The sequence below is a fragment of the Goekera deserti genome (genome assembly GCF_010685995.1).
Classification (GTDB): Bacteria; Actinomycetota; Actinomycetes; order Mycobacteriales; family Geodermatophilaceae; genus Goekera; species Goekera deserti.
Map to the genome: position 1 here is coordinate 377983 of NZ_JAAGWK010000010.1, position 19482 is coordinate 397464.

Annotated in this window: 21 protein-coding genes and 1 pseudogene; 15 read left to right on the forward strand and 7 right to left on the reverse strand. The window is 74.4% G+C overall.

Features of this window, described 5'->3' with window-relative positions:
* Nucleotides 1-35: 35 nt before the first annotated feature.
* Genes G1H19_RS09180 through G1H19_RS09190 form a run of 3 tightly spaced genes read right to left on the reverse strand, consistent with a single transcriptional unit; the run spans nt 36 to nt 4116 of the window.
* On the reverse strand, nt 36-2303 hold the full coding sequence (locus G1H19_RS09180; protein ID WP_162393088.1) for an ATP-binding cassette domain-containing protein: 2268 nt from the start codon (nt 2301-2303) through the stop codon (nt 36-38).
* A gap of 32 nt (nt 2304-2335) precedes the next feature.
* On the reverse strand, nt 2336-3154 hold the full coding sequence (locus tag G1H19_RS09185; protein ID WP_152729983.1) for an ABC transporter permease: 819 nt from the start codon (nt 3152-3154) through the stop codon (nt 2336-2338).
* On the reverse strand, nt 3151-4116 hold the full coding sequence (locus G1H19_RS09190; RefSeq protein WP_162393087.1) for an ATP-binding cassette domain-containing protein: 966 nt from the start codon (nt 4114-4116) through the stop codon (nt 3151-3153). Before G1H19_RS09190 ends, G1H19_RS09185 begins: the two co-directional genes overlap by 4 nt.
* Nucleotides 4117-4212: 96 nt before the next feature.
* Between G1H19_RS09190 and G1H19_RS09195 the strand changes: the two genes are divergently transcribed.
* The 7 genes from G1H19_RS09195 (at nt 4213) to G1H19_RS09225 (ending at nt 9827) form a co-directional block, all read left to right on the forward strand.
* The gene (locus tag G1H19_RS09195) at nt 4213-4983 is read left to right on the forward strand and encodes a TetR/AcrR family transcriptional regulator (protein ID WP_152729984.1); all 771 of its coding nucleotides are present in this window, start codon (nt 4213-4215) and stop codon (nt 4981-4983) included.
* Between the two features lie 9 nt (nt 4984-4992).
* The gene (locus tag G1H19_RS09200; protein WP_152729985.1) at nt 4993-5376 is read left to right on the forward strand and encodes an MmcQ/YjbR family DNA-binding protein; all 384 of its coding nucleotides are present in this window, start codon (nt 4993-4995) and stop codon (nt 5374-5376) included.
* A 5-nt stretch (nt 5377-5381) separates the two neighbouring features.
* Nucleotides 5382-5774 (forward strand): MmcQ/YjbR family DNA-binding protein, encoded by a 393-nt coding sequence (locus G1H19_RS09205; RefSeq protein ID WP_152729986.1) that lies wholly within the window; start codon nt 5382-5384, stop codon nt 5772-5774.
* A gap of 50 nt (nt 5775-5824) precedes the next feature.
* Complete coding sequence (locus G1H19_RS09210) at nt 5825-7306, forward strand: DNA-3-methyladenine glycosylase 2 family protein (protein WP_322099367.1); 1482 nt, start codon at nt 5825-5827, stop codon at nt 7304-7306.
* Complete coding sequence (locus G1H19_RS09215) at nt 7303-7827, forward strand: methylated-DNA--[protein]-cysteine S-methyltransferase (protein WP_152729988.1); 525 nt, start codon at nt 7303-7305, stop codon at nt 7825-7827. The genes G1H19_RS09210 and G1H19_RS09215 overlap by 4 nt, the downstream gene beginning before the upstream one ends.
* A gap of 66 nt (nt 7828-7893) precedes the next feature.
* Nucleotides 7894-9048, forward strand: a complete 1155-nt coding sequence (locus tag G1H19_RS09220) for a DNA recombination protein RmuC (protein WP_152729989.1) — start codon at nt 7894-7896, stop codon at nt 9046-9048.
* Between the two features lie 266 nt (nt 9049-9314).
* Nucleotides 9315-9827 (forward strand): DUF6542 domain-containing protein, encoded by a 513-nt coding sequence (locus G1H19_RS09225; RefSeq protein WP_152729990.1) that lies wholly within the window; start codon nt 9315-9317, stop codon nt 9825-9827.
* A gap of 93 nt (nt 9828-9920) precedes the next feature.
* On the opposite strand, the gene G1H19_RS09230 is transcribed toward G1H19_RS09225, so the two are convergent.
* Nucleotides 9921-10907, reverse strand: coding sequence for a 4-hydroxy-3-methylbut-2-enyl diphosphate reductase (locus G1H19_RS09230; RefSeq protein WP_152729991.1), 987 nt, complete (start codon nt 10905-10907; stop codon nt 9921-9923).
* Nucleotides 10908-11035: 128 nt separating this feature from the next.
* Here G1H19_RS09230 and G1H19_RS09235 point away from each other — a divergent pair, with 128 nt between their 5' ends.
* From G1H19_RS09235 to G1H19_RS09245, 3 genes are read left to right on the forward strand one after another with little or no spacing between them, the layout of a single operon-like run.
* On the forward strand, nt 11036-12496 hold the full coding sequence (locus tag G1H19_RS09235) for a hypothetical protein (RefSeq protein WP_152729992.1): 1461 nt from the start codon (nt 11036-11038) through the stop codon (nt 12494-12496).
* 10 nt (nt 12497-12506) lie between these two features.
* The gene (gene xseA / locus G1H19_RS09240; RefSeq protein ID WP_162393086.1) at nt 12507-13742 is read left to right on the forward strand and encodes an exodeoxyribonuclease VII large subunit; all 1236 of its coding nucleotides are present in this window, start codon (nt 12507-12509) and stop codon (nt 13740-13742) included.
* Nucleotides 13739-13948 (forward strand): exodeoxyribonuclease VII small subunit, encoded by a 210-nt coding sequence (locus G1H19_RS09245; RefSeq protein ID WP_162393085.1) that lies wholly within the window; start codon nt 13739-13741, stop codon nt 13946-13948. The genes xseA and G1H19_RS09245 overlap by 4 nt, the downstream gene beginning before the upstream one ends.
* A gap of 126 nt (nt 13949-14074) precedes the next feature.
* On the opposite strand, the gene G1H19_RS09250 is transcribed toward G1H19_RS09245, so the two are convergent.
* Complete coding sequence (locus tag G1H19_RS09250) at nt 14075-14731, reverse strand: DUF4245 domain-containing protein (RefSeq protein ID WP_152729993.1); 657 nt, start codon at nt 14729-14731, stop codon at nt 14075-14077.
* Nucleotides 14732-14771: 40 nt separating this feature from the next.
* Here G1H19_RS09250 and glpX point away from each other — a divergent pair, with 40 nt between their 5' ends.
* From glpX to G1H19_RS09265, 3 genes are read left to right on the forward strand one after another with little or no spacing between them, the layout of a single operon-like run.
* A complete protein-coding gene (glpX, locus tag G1H19_RS09255) occupies nt 14772-15845 on the forward strand; it encodes a class II fructose-bisphosphatase (protein ID WP_268895991.1) in 1074 nt (357 codons plus the stop codon).
* Between the two features lie 38 nt (nt 15846-15883).
* Entirely contained in the window at nt 15884-16159 is a 276-nt protein-coding gene (locus G1H19_RS09260) for a type II toxin-antitoxin system Phd/YefM family antitoxin (protein ID WP_152729994.1), read from the forward strand.
* Entirely contained in the window at nt 16156-16548 is a 393-nt protein-coding gene (locus G1H19_RS09265) for a type II toxin-antitoxin system VapC family toxin (protein WP_152729995.1), read from the forward strand. The genes G1H19_RS09260 and G1H19_RS09265 overlap by 4 nt, the downstream gene beginning before the upstream one ends.
* A 122-nt stretch (nt 16549-16670) precedes the next feature.
* On the opposite strand, the pseudogene G1H19_RS09270 reads toward G1H19_RS09265, so the two are convergent.
* Both G1H19_RS09270 and G1H19_RS09275 read right to left on the reverse strand, forming a co-directional pair.
* A pseudogene (locus tag G1H19_RS09270) lies at nt 16671-17078 on the reverse strand (DUF1707 SHOCT-like domain-containing protein); the annotation flags it as partial.
* 58 nt (nt 17079-17136) lie between these two features.
* Nucleotides 17137-17463 carry a hypothetical protein gene (locus G1H19_RS09275; RefSeq protein ID WP_163638803.1) on the reverse strand — a complete coding sequence of 109 codons (327 nt, stop codon included), beginning with the start codon at nt 17461-17463 and terminating at the stop codon, nt 17137-17139.
* On the opposite strand from G1H19_RS09275, the gene G1H19_RS09280 reads away from it, so the two are divergent.
* Together G1H19_RS09280 and G1H19_RS09285 are read left to right on the forward strand one after the other, a co-directional pair.
* Nucleotides 17447-17620 carry a hypothetical protein gene (locus tag G1H19_RS09280; RefSeq protein WP_163638805.1) on the forward strand — a complete coding sequence of 58 codons (174 nt, stop codon included), beginning with the start codon at nt 17447-17449 and terminating at the stop codon, nt 17618-17620. The two genes, G1H19_RS09275 and G1H19_RS09280, sit on opposite strands and share 17 nt — an antisense overlap.
* A 383-nt stretch (nt 17621-18003) precedes the next feature.
* A complete protein-coding gene (locus G1H19_RS09285; RefSeq protein ID WP_152729997.1) occupies nt 18004-19398 on the forward strand; it encodes a class II fumarate hydratase in 1395 nt (464 codons plus the stop codon).
* Nucleotides 19399-19482: the final 84 nt, after the last annotated feature.

The window sequence follows — 19482 nt, forward strand, 5'->3', positions numbered from 1 at the left end:
GGGTCCACCGTCCACCGGACGGTGGACGGTGGAGTTCAGCCTGCTGTCGGCGCGCGCATCCGGAGGTGGTCGGCGGTGAGCGACCCGGTCGCCGCCAGCAGCTGAGCCGGCGTGCCCTCGAAGACCACCCGCCCGCCGTCGTGCCCGGCGCCGGGGCCCAGGTCGATCACCCAGTCGGCGCGGGCGACGACGTCCAGGTTGTGCTCGACCACGACCACGGTGCGGCCGCTGTCGACCATGCGGTGCAGCAGGCCGATGAGCCGGTCGACGTCGTCCATGTGCAGGCCGCTGGTCGGCTCGTCGAGCACGTAGACGGCGCTGTCCCCGGCCATCTCGACGGCGAGCTTGAGCCGCTGGCGCTCGCCGCCGGACAGGGTGCTCAGCGGCTGGCCGAGGGTGATGTAGCCCAGCCCGACGTCCTCCAGGGCGGCCAGCACCGGTGCGATCACCTTCTCCGGGAAGAACTCCCGGGCCTCGACCACCGGCATGGCCAGCACCTGGCTGATGTCCTTGCCGCGCAGCGTGTAGGTGAGCACCTCGGCGGTGAACCGGCGGCCCTCGCAGGTCTCGCAGACGCTCACCGCGGTGTCCAGGAACGCCAGGTCGGTGTAGATCAGCCCGAGCCCGTTGCACTCGGGGCAGGCCCCTTCGGAGTTGGCGCTGAACAGGGCGGGCTTGACCCCGTTGGCCTTGGCGAACGCCTTGCGGATGGGCTCGAGGATGCCGGTCCAGGTCGCGGTGCTGGACCGGGTCGAGCCGCGGGTGAGGCTCTGGTCGACCACGACGACGCCCGGGTGCTGGGCCGGGAGGCAGCCCAGCACCAGCGAGCTCTTGCCCGAGCCCGCGACCCCGGTGACGGCGGTGAGCACGCCGGTGGGCACGTCGACGGTGACGCCCTGCAGGTTGTGCAGCCGGGCGTCGCTGATCCGCAGGTGACCGGTGGGGGTGCGCCCGGTGGCCGCGACCGCCTGGTGCCGCGCCAGGTGCCGGCCGGTGACCGTGTCGGCCCGGGGCAGACCCTCGACCGGCCCGGCGTAGACCACCTGACCGCCGCCGGTGCCGGCACCGGGACCCATGTCGATGACGTGGTCGGCGATGGCCACGACCTCCGGCTTGTGCTCCACGACCAGCACCGTGTTGCCCTTGTCGCGCAGCCGGAGCAGCAGCTCGTTGAGCCGCTGCACGTCGTGGGCGTGCAGCCCGACCGACGGCTCGTCGAAGACGTAGGTGATGTCGGTAAGGGCCGAGCCGAGGTGCCGGACCATCTTGACCCGCTGGCTCTCCCCGCCGGACAGCGTCGAGGACGCCCGGTCGAGGCTGAGGTAGCCCAGCCCGATGTCGGCGAGGTCGCGCAGGCAGGCGGCCAGGCCGTCGACCACCCGCTCCAGCCCGGGCGCCCGCAGCGAGGAGACGAACTCCAGCAGGCCGTCGACCTGCATCGCCGAGCAGTCGGCGATCGAGACGCCGTCGATCCGGCAGTTCCGCGCGGCCTCGTTGAGCCGGGTGCCGCCGCACTCCGGGCACGGGCCGGTGGTGGTGATGCGCTCGACCGCCCGCCGCACGTGCGGCTGCAGGTCGGCCGCCTCCTTGGACAGGTACAGCCGTCGGAGCTTCGGGATGAGGCCCTCGTAGGTGGACTTCATGCTGCCGTTCTGCACCTTGCCCTCGCCGCGGTACAGGAACGTGTCCCACTGGTCGGGGGTGTAGTCGCGCAGCTTGGCGGCCGGGTCGAAGAAGCCGGACTTCGCGAAGATCGTCCAGAACCAGGAGTCGACGGCGAAGTTGGGGAAGTCGATGGCCCCCTCGTCGAGCGACTTGTCACGGTCGACCAGCGCGTCGACGTCGACCTGGCTGGTGCGCCCCAGGCCCTCGCACTCGGGGCACATGCCGGCCGGGTCGTTGGCGCCCAGCGCCGAGGCCGGCCACACGGCGGGGAGCCCCAGCCGGGAGAAGAGCACCCGCAGCAGCGCCGAGACGTCGGTGGCGGTGCCCACCGTCGAGCGTGCGTTGGTGCCCATCCGGCCCTGGTCGACCACGATCGCCGCCGACAGGTTCTCCACCGCGTCGACGTCGGGCCGGCCGAACCGCGGCATCAGCGACTGCAGGAACGGCGGGTAGGTCTCGTTGACCAGCCGCTGCGACTCGGCGGCGATGGTGGCGAACACCAGTGAGGACTTGCCCGAGCCCGAGAGCCCGGTGACGACGGTCAGCGCCCGCTTGGGGATGTCGACCGACACGTTCCGCAGGTTGTTCTCCCGCGCGCCGCGCACCTGGATGCAGCCGTAGCCGGCGTCAGTGATCACGGCCGGAGCATCCCACCGGGTACCGACGACGCTCACCGGGACAGGCCCTGGAAGCGGCGCACGCTCAGGACCGCGAAGACCGCGGTGAGCACCATCGGCCACACCACGGCGAGGGTCATGGCGTGGTCGGTCGCCCAGCCGCCGGCGGTGTCGACCGGGGCACCGAGGAGCTCGCGCACTGCGGTCACCGTGCCCGCGACCGGGTTCCACTCCGCGATCGTGGACAGCCAGCCCGGCATGGACGACGCCGCCACGAACGCGTTGGAGAGGAAGGCGAACGGCCACACGAGGATCTGCACGGCCACGACCATCGACGGGTCGCGGGCGAGCAGGCCAAGACAGATGCCGATCCAGAGGAACGCCAGCCGCAGGAGCAGCAACAACCCGACGGCCGCCAGAGTCGGGACGACGCCCGCCGGCCGCCACCCGATCGCCAGCGCGGCCAGCATCAGCACGACCAGCCCGACGGCGGAGGACGCCATGTCGGCCAGGCAGCGACCGGCGACCACCGCCGACGGGGCCATCGGCAGCGACCGGAACCGGTCGGTGATGCCGCGCGCGGTGTCGGTGACGACGGCGGTCATCGTCGCCTCGACGCCGAAGACCATCGACAGCGCGAGCATGCCGGGCACCAGGAAGTCCCGGTAGTCACCGCCTCCGGGCACCACCATGCCGCCGCCGAGCAGGTAGGTGAACATCAGCAGCAGCAGGACCGGGAACAGCGCGCCCACCAGGACGGCGGCGGGCTGCCGGCGCCAGTGCGCGACGTCCCGCCCGGCCACCGTCAGCGCGTCGGTGACCGCCCACCGGACCCGCGCACCGAGGGTCTCCCCCGCCAGGACCGCGGTCATGCCGACACCTCCGCGCGCTCGTCGTCCCGGCCGGTGATCCGGAGATAGGCCTCGTCCAGGGTGGTGGGGCGGAGGACGACGTCGTCCACGGCGATCCCCGCCTCGTCCAGCGCCCGGACCACCGCCCCGACGACGCCGTGCCGCCGGGCGACCGGCACGACGACCCGCTCCCCCGTGCCGGGCGGTGCTGAACCCGGGGCGCTGCCCGCCGCCCGTTCGGCCAGCAGCACCGCCTCCTGGGCCCGCCGGGGGTCGGCCACCACCAGCTCCAGCCGGTCCCCGCCGACCGCGGCCGTCAGCTCGCCGGGAGTGCCGCGGGCGACGACCCGGCCGCCGTCCAGCACGCACACGTCGTCGGCCAGCTGCTCGGCCTCCTCCAGGTACTGGGTCGTGAGCAGCACCGACGTCCCGCGCGCGACCAGCGCTCGGATCGCCTCCCACACGTCGCGGCGTCCGGCCGGGTCCAGCCCGGTCGTCGGCTCGTCGAGGAACAGCACCTCGGGCGCCAGCACCAGCCCGGCCGCGATGTCCAGCCGGCGTCGCATCCCGCCGGAGAAGTCCCGGACCGGCGTCGACCCCGTGTCGAGCAGTCCGACCTGGGCCAGCAGCTCGTCGGCGCGCACCCCGGCCGCCCGCCGGTCCAGGTGGTGCAGCCGGGCGAAGAGCACCAGGTTCTGCCGCGCGCCCAGCACGTCGTCCACCGCGGGCTGCTGCCCGACCAGGCCGATGCGCCGCCGCACCTCCCGCGGGTGGCGGCGCACGTCGAACCCGGCGACCTGCACCGTTCCGCCGTCCGGCCGCACCAGGGTGGTCATCACCCGGACCGCCGTCGTCTTGCCCGCCCCGTTCGGGCCCAGCAGCGCGCACACCGACCTCCGCGCCACCTGCAGGTCCATCCCGTCGAGGACCACCTTCTCCCCGTACCTCTTGGCGAGTCCCTGGATCGAGATCGCACCGGTCACCGGCTACCTCCGTACGCTGTACGTCATCAGGTCCGAGGAGTACCGTACGCCGTACGGAGTCACTCCGCCAGGACCTCGTGCGGGAGAGTGGGAGACATGGCGACGGAGTTCACCGGCACCGGCGACCCGGCCCGCAGCATGGCGCTGCTGTGGCGCGTCCCGCTCAACGGTGCCGCCCGGCCAGGACCCCGTCCGACCCTGGACGTCGACCGGATCGTCGCCGCGGCTGTGCGGCTGGCCGACGCGGAGGGGTTGGCCGCCCTGTCCATGCGCCGGGTGGCCACCGACCTGGGTGTCGGCGCGATGACCCTGTACAGCCACGTGCCGGGCAAGGGCGAACTGGTCGACCTCATGCTGGACGCCGTCCTGGCCGAGCTCTACCCCGACGAGGCGCTGGTGGTCGCCGGCGACTGGCGGAACCGGCTCTCGACCGTGGCCCGGGCGAACTGGGACTTCTTCGTCCGGCACCCCTGGGCGCTGCACCTGGCCACCGGGCGGCCGCCGCTGGGCCCGCACCTGATGCGCAAGTACGAGCTGGAGCTGCGCGCCGTCGACGGGCTGGGCCTGCCCGAGGTCGAGATGGACCTGCTGGTGACACTGGTGACCGGTTTCGTGCGCGGCGCGGTCGGCGGGGTACAGGAGAAGGCCGACGCCGAGCGGGTCACCGGCATCACCGAGGACCAGTGGTGGGCGGCGACCGAGCCGTACGTCGCGCAGGTCCTCGACGCCGAGCGCTTCCCCACCGCCGCCCGGGTGGGCCCGGTCGCCGGCGAGGAGCTCGGGGCTGGCGATCCCCGCCGGTCCTTCGAGTTCGGTCTGGACCGACTGCTCGACGGGATCGGCGTCCTCGTCGGTCAGAAGCGCTAGCGTCCGGCCATGTCGAGCTGGGACGACGTCGCGCGGGCCTGTCTGGCGCTGCCGGAGACGGCCGAGGGCACCTCCTACGGCAAGCGCAGCTGGGCGGTGCGCGGGAAGAGCTTCGTGTGGGAGCGCCCGCTGGGGAAGAAGGACCTGGCCGAGCTGGGCGACGCCGCCCCGGCCGGCCCGGTCCTCGGCGTCCGGGTGCCCGACGTCGGCGTGAAGGAGGCGCTGCTGACCGAGGAGCCTGCCGCCTGCTTCACCACCAGCCACTTCGACGGCCACCCCGCCGTGCTGGTGCGCCTGGACGAACTCGGGCCCGAGCTGCTCGCCGAGCTGGTGGAGGAGGCGTGGGCGTCGACGGCGCCGAAGCGCCTGGTGGCCGAGCACCGGCCGACCTGACCTCCATGGCCACCTGGGACGATGTCGAGCGGGCCTGCCTGGCGCTGCCGGAGACCGCCGTGAGCGCCGTGCACCGCACCCGGGGCTGGTCGGTCGCCGGCCGGCCCGCCTTCGCGTGGGAGCGGCTGATGCGGCCCAAGGAGCTGGCCGACCTGGGTGCCGCCGCGCCCACCGGCCCGGTGCTCGCCGTCCGGGTGCCCGACCTGGGGGCCAAGGAGGCGCTGCTGGTCGAGGAGCCGGAGGTCTGCTTCACGGTCCGGTCCTTCGAGGGGTTCGCCGCGGTGCTGGTGCGGCTGGACGAGCTCGACGCCGACCTGCTGACCGAGCTGGTCACCGAGGCGTGGCTGGCCCGGGCGCCGAAGCGGCTGGTCGCGGCCCACCCCGAGCTCGCACGGTGACGTCCGAAAACCGCCAGTAGCAGGTGCGGGGCGCTGGCATGCTCGGTGACGTGATCCTCCAGGGCCTCGACGCCGAGCGCTGCTACCGCGCCGTGGCCAGCCGCGACGCCCGCTTCGACGGGTGGTTCTTCACCGGGGTGCACACCACCGGGATCTACTGCCGCCCGTCGTGCCCGGCGCGCACCCCGCTGGCCCGCAACGTCACCTTCCACACCACCGCCGCCGCCGCGCAGCACGCCGGGTTCCGGGCCTGCCGCCGCTGCCGCCCCGACGCCGTCCCCGGGTCGCCGGAGTGGGACGTCCGCGCCGACGTCGTCGCCCGGGCGATGCGGCTGATCGCCGACGGCGAGGTCGAGCGGGCCGGCGTGCCCGGGCTGGCCGGCCGGCTGGGCTACTCCGAGCGGCAGCTGAACCGGCTGCTCGTCGGCGAGCTGGGGGTCGGCCCGCTCGCGCTCGCCCGGGCCCAGCGCGCGCAGACCGCCCGGCTGCTGATCGAGACCACCACGCTGCCGATGGCCGACGTCGCCTTCGCCGCCGGGTTCGCCAGCATCCGGCAGTTCAACGACACCGTGCGCGAGGTCTTCGCGACCACCCCGTCGGCGTTGCGCCCGGCGACCCCGCGGGTGGACGGCGGCGCACCGGGCTGGCTCACCCTGCGGCTGGCCGCCCGCGCGCCCTACCCGGCCGAGGAGGTGCTGCTCTTCCTCGGGGCGCACGCCGTCGGTGGCCTGGAGGAGTGGGACGGGACGACGTTCTCCCGGGTGCTCGACCTGCCGCACGGCCCCGCCGTCGTGCAGCTCTCCCCCACCGCCGGGGGCATCAGCGCTCGGTTGCGGCTCTCCCAGCTGCGCGACCTGGGCGCCGCGGTGTCCCGCTGCCGGCGCCTGCTCGACCTGGACGCCGACCCGGTCGCCGTCGACGAGGTGCTCGGCGCCGACCCGGCACTGCGGGAGCTCGTGGCCGCCGCGCCGGGGCGGCGGGTGCCGGCCTCCCCGGACGCCGACGAGCTGGCCGTGCGGGCGGTGCTGGGCCAGCAGGTGTCGGTCGCCGGCGCCCGCACGTTGACCGCCCGGCTGCTGACCACCGCCGGCACCCCGCTCGCCGAACCGGTCGGCACGCTGACCCACGTCTTCCCGCGCGCCGCGGCCCTGGCCTCCGCCGACCTGTCGACGGTCGGGCTGACCGGCGCCCGCCGGCGGACCGTCGGCATCCTCGCCGCCGCGCTGGCCGACGGGACGGTGACGCTCGACCCGGGCGCCGACCGCGCCGAGGCCTCCCGCGACCTGCTCGCCCTGCCGGGCATCGGCCCGTGGACCGTCGCGATCGTGGCCATGCGCGGGCTGGCCGACCCCGACGTCTGGCTGCCCGGCGACCTCGCGGTGCGCAAGAGCCTGGCCCTGGTCGGCAGCTCGGACACCGACGCGGCCACCCGCTGGCGGCCCTGGCGTTCCTACGCCGTCCAGCACCTCTGGGCGCTCGCCGTGCCCTCCCTCTTCACCCGCCATCCCCGTCCTGTCAGGAGCTCGTCATGACCGCCCGCTTCACCACCGTCGCCACGCCGCCCGGCCCGTTCACCGCTCTGGTCACCGCGGACGACGACGGACGCGACGTCGTCCTGGCCAGCGGCTGGACCGCCGACGTCGGTGACCTGGTGCCGGTCGTGCACGCCTCGCTGCGCCCGGCGTCGGTGGAGCGCGTCGACCGGCTCGACGTGATGGACGTCGTCGAGGCCTTCCACGCCGGCTCCGTGGCCGCCATCGACGACGTGGTCGTGCGGCAGCGGTCCGGGCCGTTCCTGCAGGAGGCCTGGGAGGTGCTGCGGACCGTCCCGGCCGGGACGCCGGACACCTACGCCGCCTTCGCCGTGCGCTGCGGCCGGCCGGCAGCGATCCGGGCTGCGGCCGGCGCCTGCGCGCGGAACGCCGCCGCGCTGTTCGTGCCCTGCCACCGGGTGCTGGCCACCGGCGGCGGGCTGGGTGGCTTCCGCTGGGGCACCCCGGTCAAGCGCTGGCTGCTCGACCACGAGGCCGCGCACGCCGCCGTCCCGGTGTGAGCAGCCGTTCGGCCCACACCGGTCCGGCGACACCGGAATGTCGGAGGGGTCGGGCACCCTCGCGGCATGGACGTGACCTCCCTGCTGCTCGGGCTCGTCGTCGGGGCCCTGCTGGCCACCGCGGTGACCCTCGGGCTCGTCTCGTTGCTCGGCCGCCGGCAGCCCGCCGACGCCGGCCTGGAGCCGGTGCACGAGTCGCTGGACCACCTGCACCGCCTGCTCGCCGGCATCGAGCGCGACCGCGCCACCGCCCACGGCGAGCTCCGGGAGCAGGTCAGCACGGTGGGCGCCACCTCCGCCCTGCTGCGGCAGGAGACCTCCGCCCTGGTCACCGCGCTGCGCACCCCGCACGTGCGCGGGCGGTGGGGCGAGGTGCAGCTGCGCCGGCTGGTCGAGGTCGCCGGCCTGCTGGACAACTGCGACTTCGTCGAGCAGCCCGGCGGTACCACTTCCGACGGCGCCCGGGTGCGCCCCGACCTGGTCGTCACCCTGTCCGACGGCCGGCAGGTGCTCGTCGACGCCAAGGTGCCGTTCGCCGGCTGGATCGAGGCGGTGCAGGCCACCGACGAGGCGGTCCGGGCCCAGCGGGTCGCCGACCACGCCCGGCAGCTGCGCGCCCACGTCGACGTGCTCGCCGCCCGGCACTACCCGTCGGCGTTCAGCTCCGCGGCGCCGTTCACCGTGCTGTTCGTGCCCTCCGACGGCTTCCTGATCACCGCACTGGAGGCCGAGCCGGCCCTGCTCGAGCACGCCTTCGCCCGGGACGTGGTGATCGCCACCCCGAGCACGCTGCTCACCCTGCTGCGCACCGTGGCGTGGTCCTGGCGGCAGGAGCGGCTGGCCCGCGACGCCACCGCGGTGCTCGAGGTCGGCCGCACCGTGCACGCCCGGCTGGCCACCCTGTCCGGCCACCTGACCCGGCTGGGCTCCGCGCTCGGCTCCGCCGTCGGCCGCTACAACGACACCGTCGGCTCCTACGAGAACTCCGTGCTGGTGGCCGCCCGACGCTTCGACGACCTGGGGGTCGCCGAGTCGCCGGTGCCCGCCCCCACCCCGGTCGACACCGGCGTGCGGCCGCTGCGCGCGGTGCCGCCGCCGCCCGCACCCGGCGCCACCGGCACCGGGCCTCTCGCACAACATCTGCCAGACCACCCAGCCGGCCGTGAGCGGGCACCGCACGACCTGCCATCCCACCGGGCTCCGGACGGCGCCACCGGCTGATCCCACCCGGCCCGGCATCCCCAGCGGTCACGCCGCGCCCCACCCGTCCGCCCCGTCACGCACGGCGGACCACGAGGGCGCCGCCACTCCCGGCAACGTGCACCCAGTTCTCAGCGTCGGCAGTTACGGTTCTCCCTGAGCAGCGGTCGGCCTCTGCCGTCGCAGGTCGAAGGAGGGGCACCATCGCATCCATGCGTGCTGTTGACGTCAGCAGGGAGGTCGGCGTGCGCCCAGAGCGCGGACCGGCTGCCGGTCGCCCACACCCGGTGCCGCCACTGCCGCGCGGGCCACGACCCGCTGCCGGTGGACGCCCGCAGGCCCGACCGGACGACCGCGCGTCGTCCTGGGCCTCGGACGAGGTCGCCCACGGGTCCAGCCCGCTGCGCAGCACCGGCCGCGGCCGGGTGGAGCCCGCCCGGCCCGAACCCACCGGTTCCCGGCTGCGCGGGTCACTGGCCGTGCTCGCGATGCTGCTGATGACCCTGCTCACCGCGGTGGTCGACTCCTACCTCAGCACCGGGCTGGGCCTGATCACGACCGCCGGCCTGGTGATCGCCGCCGCACTGGCCACCCTGCTGGTGCGCCGGCGCGACCTCGCCACCGTCGTCGTGTCCCCCCCGCTGGTCTACATCGCCGCCGCGCTGATCGGCACCGCGCTGACCTCCTCGGTGGGCCTGGCCGGCATCGCGACGCTGCTGATCCGCGGCTTCCCCGCGATGGCCCTCGCCACCGGCGCCGCCCTGGTCATCGCCCTGCTGCGGATGGCCGCCCGCCGCTGACCCGGTCCGCACGACGACGGCCCGGCCCCTCCACGGAGGGGCCGGGCCGTCGTCGTGCCTGGGCCTGGGCCTGGGCCTGGGGCTGCCTGGTGCTCAGTCGGCCGTGGCGGCCTCGGTGTCGACGGCCAGCGCCGCGCGGCGCGGCTTGAGCTCGTGCGGCAGGGCGAACACGAGCCGCTCCTCGGCCGCCACCACGGTCTCCACGTCGGCGTAGCCGCGCGCGGCGAGCCAGTCCAGCACCTCGCTGACCAGGATCTCCGGCACCGAGGCGCCGCTGGTGACACCGACCGTGGAGACCCCGTCCAGCCAGGCCTCGTCGATCTCGGTCGCGTAGTCGACCAGGTGGGAGTCGCGGGCACCGGCCTCCAGGGCGACCTCGACCAGCCGCACCGAGTTCGAGGAGTTCGTCGAGCCGACCACGACGACCAGGTCGCAGTCGGCGGCCATCTGCTTCACGGCCTGCTGCCGGTTCTGCGTGGCGTAGCAGATGTCGTCGCTCGGCGGCGCCTGCAGACCCGGGAACCGGCCCTTGAGCTGGTCGACCGTGGCCAGCGTCTCGTCGACCGACAGCGTGGTCTGGGACAGCCACACCACCTTGTCCGGGTCGCGCACCTGCACCGAGGCGACGTCGTCCGCGCCGTCGACCAGCTGGGTGTGGGCCGGGGCCTCGCCCATCGTGCCCTCGACCTCCTCGTGCCCGCGGTGGCCGATCAGCAGGATGTCGTAGTCGTCGCGCGCGAAGCGCTTGGCCTCCATGTGCACCTTGGTGACCAGCGGGCAGGTGGCGTCGATCGTGCGCAGCTGCCGCTCACGTGCCTGCTCGTGCACCGCCGGGGACACCCCGTGGGCACTGAAGACGACGACCGAGCCCTCGGGCACCTCGTCGGTCTCCTCGACGAACACCGCGCCCTTGCGCTCCAGGGTCGCCACCACGTGCTTGTTGTGGACGATCTGCTTGCGCACGTAGACCGGGGCCCCGTGGATCTCCAGAGCTCGCTCCACCGCGATCACCGCACGATCGACACCGGCGCAGTACCCCCGGGGATCGGCGAGCAGGACGCGTCCGCGCTGTTCAGCCATGACCCCATGGTAGGGGCGCCGGCGCAGCCGTGGCGCCGGACGACCCGAGCCGCGACGTGCGTCACTCGGGGGGTGGAGCGGAGCACCGTCGGCCTGCCACGGTCGCCGTCCTGAGGCACTCTTGGGGCATGCCCGAGATCCCCATGGCCCTCCGAGCCGCCGTAGGACTGGCCGCCACCGTCGTCGACGAGGTCCGCAAGCTGCCCGAGGAGCTGCCTGGCCTGCCGGTGCGCGTGCTCGGGCTGGCACTGCAGACCTCGCTGCGCCTGCAGCAGCAGTACTCCGGCCTGGTCGCCCGCGGCGACGAGCTCTTCGACGAGCTGCGCGGCGGTTCCGACCGCGGCCTGGCCACCTTCGACGACGACGACGAGCTGCCGCCGCCCCCGCCGCGCGGCGCCGGGCTGGGCAACCGGACGTCGTCCTTCGACCTGGTGCAGGACGTCCCGGAGGAGACCGAGGAGGAGCTGACCGACCAGCTGCTCGACGAGCTGGCCGACGACGTGGCCGCCGAGGTCGTCGAGGGTGCCGCCGACCCCTCGGTCGAGGGCCTGGACGTCGACGACGTCGCCGTGGCGCTGGCGGTCGTGGAGGGCACGGCCGACGAGCTCGCCGTCGTACCGGACGCTGCCGCCGCCGACGAGTTGACCCTCGCCCTCGGTGACACCGCCACCGACGACAGCACCACCGACGACACCGCTCCCGTCGACACCGCTCCGGTCGACACCGCCACTGCCGGCACCGCGCCCGACGACGCCGTGCGGTCCGACGCGGACGCCGCCCTCGACGCCGCCGTGCTCGGTGACGTGACGCTGGACGGCCTGCTGGAGGACGACGCCGAGATCGACGAGCGGGCCGCCCGCCGCGCGGCGAGCCTGACCGACGACGTCGTGGAGAGCCTGCCCGACGACCCGATCGCCGACGCCGTCATCGACGCGGTCGAGGAGGTGGCCGACGAGATCGGCCTCGAGGCGCCGCTGGACCAGCGCGTCGTGGCAGCCGAGGAGCACCTGGAGCACCCGCACGGGCACCACGCGCACGCCGGGGACGCGACCTCGGCGCCGGGCGACGAGCGCGCCCCCGCGGACGCGCCCGAGGCGGTGCTGGACCCCGCCGCCGAGACCTCCGACGCGGTGAGCACCGAGGTCGCCGCGGCGCTGGAGGAGGTCCCGGACACCGGCGAGATCTCCGAGAGCACGGAGGCCGCCGTGCTCGCCGACGACACCGCCGGCCCCCTGGGCACCGACGCCATCTCCGACAGCACCCCCACGACGGACGCCGTCCCCGACAGCGATCCCACAGAGGAGGCCGGCACGCAGGAGCCGGCCTCCGGGACGCCGGATGCCGACGACGCCACCGCCGAGCCCGACGCCGCAACCGACGAGCCGGAGGAGCCGGTCGCGGCCGGGACGCACAGCGAGCCGGTCGACGGCTACGACCAGTTCAGCATCGCCTCGCTGCGCGGGCACCTGCGCCGGTACAGCGTCGAGACCGTGCAGGCGCTGCTGGAGTACGAGGAGGCCACCCGCGGCCGGGCGCCCTACGTCACGATGCTGCGCAACCGGCTGAAGCGGCTGCAGGCCGACAGCTGACGGCCATCCGGTGACCAGCCCGTCGTCCCCCGAGTCGCCGTGGCCGGTCCGCACGGTCGCCCGCAAGGTGGCCGAGTGGATCGGCCGGCTCGGGGAGGTCTGGGTCGAGGGCCAGGTCGCCCAGCTGTCCCGGCGGGGAGCGGCGGCCACGGTGTTCCTCACCCTGCGTGACCCGGCGGCCGACCTGTCCGTGCCGGTGACCTGCCACCGGGACGTCGCCGACCGTCCCGGCCTGGAGCTCACCGAGGGCGCCCGGGTCATCGTGCGCGCCCGCCCGGACTACTACGTGGCCCGCGGCTCCTTCTCGCTGCGGGCCACCGAGATCCGGGCGGTCGGCCTCGGTGAGCTGCTGGCCCGGATCGAGCGGATCCGCCAGCTGCTCGCGGCCGAGGGCCTGTTCGACGCCGTGCGCAAGCGGCCGCTGCCGTTCGCCCCGGCCGTGCTCGGGGTGATCACCGGCCGGGAGAGCGCCGCCGAGCGCGACGTGCTGGTGACCGCCCGCCGGCGGTGGCCCGCGATCCGTTTCGCGGTGCACCACTGCGCCGTGCAGGGCCCCACCGCGGCCGCCTCGGTGATGGAGGGCCTGCGCCGGCTGGACGCCGACCCCAAGGTCGCCGTCATCGTCATCGCCCGGGGTGGCGGGTCGGTGGAGGACCTGCTGCCGTTCTCCGACGAGGGCCTGGTGCGGGCCATCGCCGCCTGCCGCACGCCGGTGGTCACCGCGGTCGGTCACGAGACCGACACGACGCTGGTCGACCACGTCGCCGACGTCCGGGCCGCGACCCCCACCGACGCTGCGCACCGGGTGGTGCCGGAGATCGGTGAGCAGCGCCGGCTGGTCGACGGGCTGCGCGCCCGCGCCCGGGCCCTGCTCAGCGCGCGGCTGGACCAGCAGGAGCGCTGGCTGGAGTCCACCCGCAGCCGGCCGGTGCTGGCCGAGCCGCAGCGGCTGCTGGGCAGCCGGGCCGACGAGGTGGTCGCGCTGCGCGCCCGCGCGGTGCGCACGCTCACCCACCGCGTCGAGGGTGCCGAGCGCGACCTGGAGCACGCCCGCGCCCGCGTCGCGGCGCTCTCCCCGGCGGCCACGCTGGAGCGCGGCTACGCCGTCGTGCAGCGGGCCGACGGCGCCCTGGTGCGCGACCCAGCGGAGGTGTCCGCCGGCGAGCTGCTCGCGGTGCGGGTGGCCGGCGGCCGGCTACCCGTGCGCGTGCAGCCCGCGGGCGCCGGGGAGGATGCGACACCGTGACGTCGGAGGAGCAGCCCAGCCAGAGCTACGAGCAGGCCCGGGAGGAGCTGGCCGACGTGGTGCGCCGGCTGGAGGCCGGCGGGCTCACCCTGGAGGAGTCGCTGTCGCTGTGGGAGCGCGGCGAGCAGCTGGCCGAGGTCTGCCAGCACTGGCTGGACCGCGCCCGCGAGCGCCTGGCCGTCGCCGCACCCCCGGACGCCCCTTGACCCCGACCCCGACCCCGACCCCTGTCGCGAGAACGGCCGGTCTGGACAGGCACCCAGCGGCCACTTTCGCGGGAAGGGCCGGTCTGGACAGGCACCCAGCGGCCACTTTCGCGGAAAGGGCCGGGGTCAGGTGCGGGGCTGGGGCTGGACGGCGGCGGCGAGGGTGCGCAGCTCGTCCTCGTCGGCGGAACCGGTGACCACGAGGGTCGCGCCGTCGTCGTCCCGGACGAAGGCGGTCTCGCCGCGGCTGGTCTCCACCCGGGTCCAGGTCTGGCCGCCGATCTCCTCCGACCCCTGCTCGGTGTCGCCGTCGGTGACCCGGGTGAGCGCCGGGTCGCGAGCGTCGTCGCTGGTCACGAAGCCGGCGTACTCCCCCTCCGGCGTGTAGTAGCCGAGCTCCAGGGTGACCGGGTCGCCCGGGCTCGCCTGCCCGGCGTCGGTGCGGGCGCTGGTCGCCCGCCAGGTGTCGGGCAACCCGGCCGGTGCCTCCAGCTCGTAGTCGGCCGTCCGCGCGGCGAACTGCACCGTCGTCGCGGTCTCCACCTCCGTGACCGGGTCCACGTTGTTCTGCTTGAGCGCGGCGACGCCCGCCAGCACGAGGCAGATGACGATCAGCGGCAGCATCGAGCGCAGCATGTTGGCCGCGGTGAACCGGCCCAGCCGTTCCATCGCAGGTGACTGCGCGGGCGGCGTCGCGCCGTCGGCGGGCGCGTCCGCCGAGGTCGCACCCCCGTCCGGGGTGTGCTCAGCAGCACGGTGGTCGTCGGGGACGGTGTCGCTCATTCCCCTAGGATCGCAGCACTGTTCCACCTAGGAGGTCTGCGTGTCCCTGCCCCTGCCCGAGGCGCCCCTGACGGCCAGCGACCCGGTGGGCGTCGTCACCCGACGGGCCGACACCCGGCTCACCGACCGTCCCGCGCCCGACCGCAACCTGGCCATGGAGCTGGTCCGGGTGACCGAGGCCGGGGCGATGGCCGCCGGCCGCTGGGTGGGCCGCGGGGACAAGAACGGCGGCGACGGCGCCGCCGTCGACGCCATGCGGGCGCTGATCGGCACCGTGAGCATGCGCGGCGTGGTGGTCATCGGCGAGGGCGAGAAGGACGAGGCGCCGATGCTCTACAACGGCGAGGAGGTCGGTGACGGCACCGGCCCGGAGTACGACGTCGCGGTCGACCCGGTCGACGGCACGACCCTGATGGCCAAGGGCATGCCCAACGCAGTGGCGGTGATGGCGGTGGCCAACCGGGGCGCGATGTACGACCCGTCCGCGGTGTTCTACATGGACAAGATCGCCACCGGGCCGGTCGCCGCCGACGTCGTGGACATCCGGCTGCCGGTCAAGGAGAACATCCGCCGGGTCGCCAAGGCCAAGGGCGTGTCCCGCGGCGACGTCACGGTCTGCATCCTCGACCGCCCGCGGCACCAGAAGCTGGCCACCGAGGTGCGCGAGGCCGGCGCCCGGATCAAGTTCATCACCGACGGCGACGTCGCCGGCGCCATCGCCGCCGCCCGCGAGGGCACCGGCGTCGACCTGCTGCTGGGCATCGGCGGCACCCCGGAGGGGATCATCACCGCCTGCGCGCTGAAGTGCATGGGCGGCGCGCTGCAGGGCCGGCTCTGGCCCAAGGACGACGCCGAGCGGCAGAAGGCCGTCGACGCCGGACACGACCTGGACCGGGTGCTGGACATCGACGACCTGGTGCGCGGTGACGTGTTCTTCGTCGCCACCGGCATCACCGACGGCGAGCTGCTGCGCGGGGTCCAGTACCGGGCCGGCGGCTGCACCACGCAGTCGCTGGTCATGCGCTCGCGCTCGGGCACCATCCGCTCGATCGAGAGCCTGCACTCGCTGGAGAAGCTGCGCGCCTACTCCGCGGTGCCGTTCGACGGGGAGTGAGGCCCGCCAGGCGTGCTACGGCGTAGTACGCTGAGCTGATGGAGTCGATCAGTCACCGGGAGATGCGCAACAACAGCTCAGAGGTGCTCCGTCGGGTGGCCGCCGGCGAGAGCTTCGTGATCACCAACAACGGAGAGCCTGCGGCCCTGCTCTCGCCACCTCGGCCGCCGCTGTCCCGGTTCGACGAGATGGTGGCGACCGGGGAGATCATCCCGGCAGCGCACGAGCTGGACGTCGCAGCCCTGCCGGAGCCGATGGACCTGGAGGGGCCGTCGACCGCGGAGCTCATCGCTGAGCTGCGCGGCCGTCGGTGAACGTCTACATCGACACCTCGGCACTGCTCAAGCTGGTGAAGCGCGAGGCGGACACACCAGCACTGCTGGCCTGGTTGGCTGCTGCGCGACGCCGACTGTTCGGCTCAGCGCTCCTGCACACCGAGATGTACCGGGCGGGGCTCGCCTACGGCTTGCCTCGGTCGGCGATCGACGCCGTGCTCGGGCCGGTGCACGTCATCACCGTCACACCCGAGCTGCTGCGCCGAGCCGGACGGGTGCCGGCAGCACCCGGACGCCTGCTGGGCACCCTGGACGCGGTGCACCTGGTGTCGGCCGAATCAGCGGCTGTGGACACCCTGCTCACGTACGACAGCCAACTGTCCGACGCAGCGGCCTTCCATGGTCTGGCAGTGGTGGCACCCGGCTGAGCGCCAGCTCCCCGGTGCTGGACCCAGCCGGCTCGTCTCGTGTCAGCCACCTGAGGGTCAGCTGACTCCGGCCGAGGACTGCGAGTGAGCCGTGGTCACCCCAGCGGCGGGTGCTGGCCCGATCAAGGCGTTGCCGCGCAGGTGGCCAGGCTCCAGCACCGCCAGCCAGCGGCTGGCGACTCCCCCGGTGCCAGGCTGCCGACCTGCACCTCGACCGCGTCGGCGTCGGTGCGCAGGTCACGCAGGTCGACGCGGACGTCGCCGAACACGGTGCGGGCGCGCGCCGGTGGCACCGCCGCACCGGACACGCGGATGTCGCCGAACACGCTCGTCGCCGGCAACGCGGGGGTCTGCACCTGCCCGACGATCTTCACCCGCGCACCCCTCGCCGGCAGGTCGGCGAGGTGGACCGGCAGCTCGGCGGTCGTCGTCGAGGAGCAGCCCGCGTCCACCCGCTGCGCGAACTCGTCGAGGTCGATCCGGCCCTCGCCGACGGCGGTGTGCAACCGGGTGACCGTGGCCTCCGGGTCGGCATCGCCGGCGTACCGCTCGTGGGGCGGGTGCCGGGGCCTGCGGCGCGCGCGGAGCCTAGCGGCCCCCGCCGGCCGGGGCGTCCTCGAAGTCGTCGGTGCAGAGACTCCACGTGCCGGCGTCCTTGCGCCCCGCGCAGGTGTCGCCGTACCGCTCGTAGGCCGAGTCGAACTCGGACTCGAGGTACAGGTCGTCGCAGGCGCCCATGTCCCCGTCGTAGCAGGACCGGGCCAGCTCGTCGAGCACCGGGTCGTCGCCCAGACCGGTCGGCTCCCGGGTGGCCGCGGGTGTGGGCTCGGGCCCGCCGGACCCGGTGAACAGGACCACCAGCGTCACGATGACGGCGACCAGCGCCACCCCGCCGGCGATGCTCCAGATCAGCACCTGGCGCGACCGCCCCGGCGGTGTGGACGGGGGCCCGTACTGCCCGTACTGGGGCTGGCCGTACTGGGGCTGGCCGTACTGGGGCTGGCCGTACTGCGGTGAGCCGTACTGCGGTGAGCCGTGCTGGGGCTGCCCGAACTGGGGCGCCCCGTACTGAGGCTGCCCGTACTGAGGCTGCTCGAACTGGGGCGCCCCGTACGGGGTCTGCCCGTACTGAGGCTGCCCGTACTGGGGCGCCCCGTCCGGGGGCCGACCGTACGGCGGCGGGTCCGACGGAGGCTGGGACATCGAAGACTCCTCGGCTGGGACGAGGAAGGCTCCTCGCAGGGCAGGGCAGGCTGATCGTGCGTCCACCGGTGCGGTGGCGCGTCCCCCGGTCGAGGGAGCGGGCGCCCCGGGGAACGCGGGTCCGGCGCAGCGTAGGGCCGCCGGCGTCCCGGGGGCCCGTCCCGGTGCGGAGGCACCGGCGCGTCGCCCTCCGGGGGTTGTCTAGGGTCGCTGCTGCCGCACACGTCCCTCCTCCACCACCGGGAGCGCACCATGGCCACCGAGCCGGAATTCCGCGTAGAGCACGACTCGATGGGAGAGGTCCGGGTCCCGACCTGGGCCAAGTGGCGCGCCCAGACGCAGCGCGCGGTCGAGAACTTCCCGATCTCCGGCACCCCCATCGAGCGCGAGCTGATCGGCGCACTGGCCGCCATCAAGGGCGCGGCCGCCCAGGTGAACGCCGACCTCGGCGTCGTCCCGGCCGACATCGCCCGGGCGATCGGCGACGCCGCCGCCACCGTGGCACGCGGCGACTGGGACGACCACTTCCCGATCGACGTCTTCCAGACCGGCTCCGGCACGTCGAGCAACATGAACACCAACGAGGTCATCGCCACCCTGGCCACCGAGGCGCTGGGCAGCCCGGTGCACCCCAACGACCACGTCAACGCCTCGCAGTCCTCCAACGACGTGTTCCCCTCCGCCATCCACGTGGCCGCCACCCGGGCGATCGTCGTCGACCTGGTCCCGGCGCTGCGGCACCTGGCCGACGCCCTGGCCCGCAAGCGAGACGAGTTCGCCGAGGTGGTCAAGAGCGGGCGCACCCACCTGATGGACGCCACCCCGGTCACGCTGGGGCAGGAGTTCGGCGGGTACGCCGCGACCGTCCGCTACGGCATCGAGCGACTCGAGTCCTCGCTGCCGCGCATCGGCGAGCTGCCGCTGGGCGGCACCGCCGTCGGCACGGGGATCAACACCCCGCCCGGGTTCTCCGCCGCGATCATCGAGAAGCTCGCCGCGGACATGCAGCTGCCGCTGACCGAGGCCCGCGACCACTTCGAGGCGCAGAGCTCGCGGGACAGCCTGGTCGAGGCATCGGGCCAGCTGCGCACCATCGCCGTCGGGCTGGTGAAGATCTGCAACGACCTGCGCTGGATGGGTTCCGGCCCGCGCACCGGCCTGGGCGAGATCGCGCTGCCCGACCTGCAGCCCGGCAGCTCGATCATGCCCGGCAAGGTGAACCCGGTGCTGCCCGAGGCCGCGATCCAGGTGGCCGCGCAGGTCATCGGCAACGACGCCGCCGTCGCCTTCGCCGGCACCACCGGCTCCTTCGAGCTGAACGTGACGCTGCCGCTGATGGCCCGCAACGTGCTCGAGTCGATCCGGTTGCTCAGCAACGTCAGCCGCGTGCTGGCCGACCGCACCATCGACGGGATCACCGCCAACGTCGAGCGCTGCCGCGAGCTCGCCGAGTCCTCACCCTCGATCGTGACGCCGCTGAACAAGTACATCGGCTACGAGGAGGCCGCGATCGTGGCCAAGCAGTCGCTCAAGAAGCAGAAGACCATCCGGCAGGTGGTCGTGGAGCGCGGCTACGTGCAGGCCGGCAAGCTCACCGAGGAGCAGCTGGACGCCGCCCTCGACGTGCTGTCGATGACGCACCCCTGACGTCGGTGAGCCGCGTCGACCCCGAGCCGGGGCCGACCGAGCTCGTCGTGTGATCCGTGCCCGGGGAGGCCCCGATCTCACCGG

What these genes read in the sequence shown, in the direction of transcription:
- G1H19_RS09215 (WP_152729988.1), top strand. Translation starts at nt 7,303, where the DNA reads ATGACCGCCCGCTTCACCACCGTCGCCACGCCGCCCGGCCCGTTCACC.
- G1H19_RS09260 (WP_152729994.1), top strand. Translation starts at nt 15,884, where the DNA reads ATGGAGTCGATCAGTCACCGGGAGATGCGCAACAACAGCTCAGAGGTG.
- G1H19_RS09280 (WP_163638805.1), top strand. Translation starts at nt 17,447, where the DNA reads ATGCTCCAGATCAGCACCTGGCGCGACCGCCCCGGCGGTGTGGACGGG.
- G1H19_RS09200 (WP_152729985.1), top strand. Translation starts at nt 4,993, where the DNA reads ATGTCGAGCTGGGACGACGTCGCGCGGGCCTGTCTGGCGCTGCCGGAG.
- G1H19_RS09205 (WP_152729986.1), top strand. Translation starts at nt 5,382, where the DNA reads ATGGCCACCTGGGACGATGTCGAGCGGGCCTGCCTGGCGCTGCCGGAG.
- G1H19_RS09185 (WP_152729983.1), bottom strand. Translation starts at nt 3,154, where the DNA reads ATGACCGCGGTCCTGGCGGGGGAGACCCTCGGTGCGCGGGTCCGGTGG.
- G1H19_RS09250 (WP_152729993.1), bottom strand. Translation starts at nt 14,731, where the DNA reads ATGAGCGACACCGTCCCCGACGACCACCGTGCTGCTGAGCACACCCCG.
- G1H19_RS09220 (WP_152729989.1), top strand. Translation starts at nt 7,894, where the DNA reads ATGGACGTGACCTCCCTGCTGCTCGGGCTCGTCGTCGGGGCCCTGCTG.
- G1H19_RS09285 (WP_152729997.1), top strand. Translation starts at nt 18,004, where the DNA reads ATGGCCACCGAGCCGGAATTCCGCGTAGAGCACGACTCGATGGGAGAG.
- G1H19_RS09230 (WP_152729991.1), bottom strand. Translation starts at nt 10,907, where the DNA reads ATGGCTGAACAGCGCGGACGCGTCCTGCTCGCCGATCCCCGGGGGTAC.
- G1H19_RS09235 (WP_152729992.1), top strand. Translation starts at nt 11,036, where the DNA reads ATGCCCGAGATCCCCATGGCCCTCCGAGCCGCCGTAGGACTGGCCGCC.
- G1H19_RS09195 (WP_152729984.1), top strand. Translation starts at nt 4,213, where the DNA reads ATGGCGACGGAGTTCACCGGCACCGGCGACCCGGCCCGCAGCATGGCG.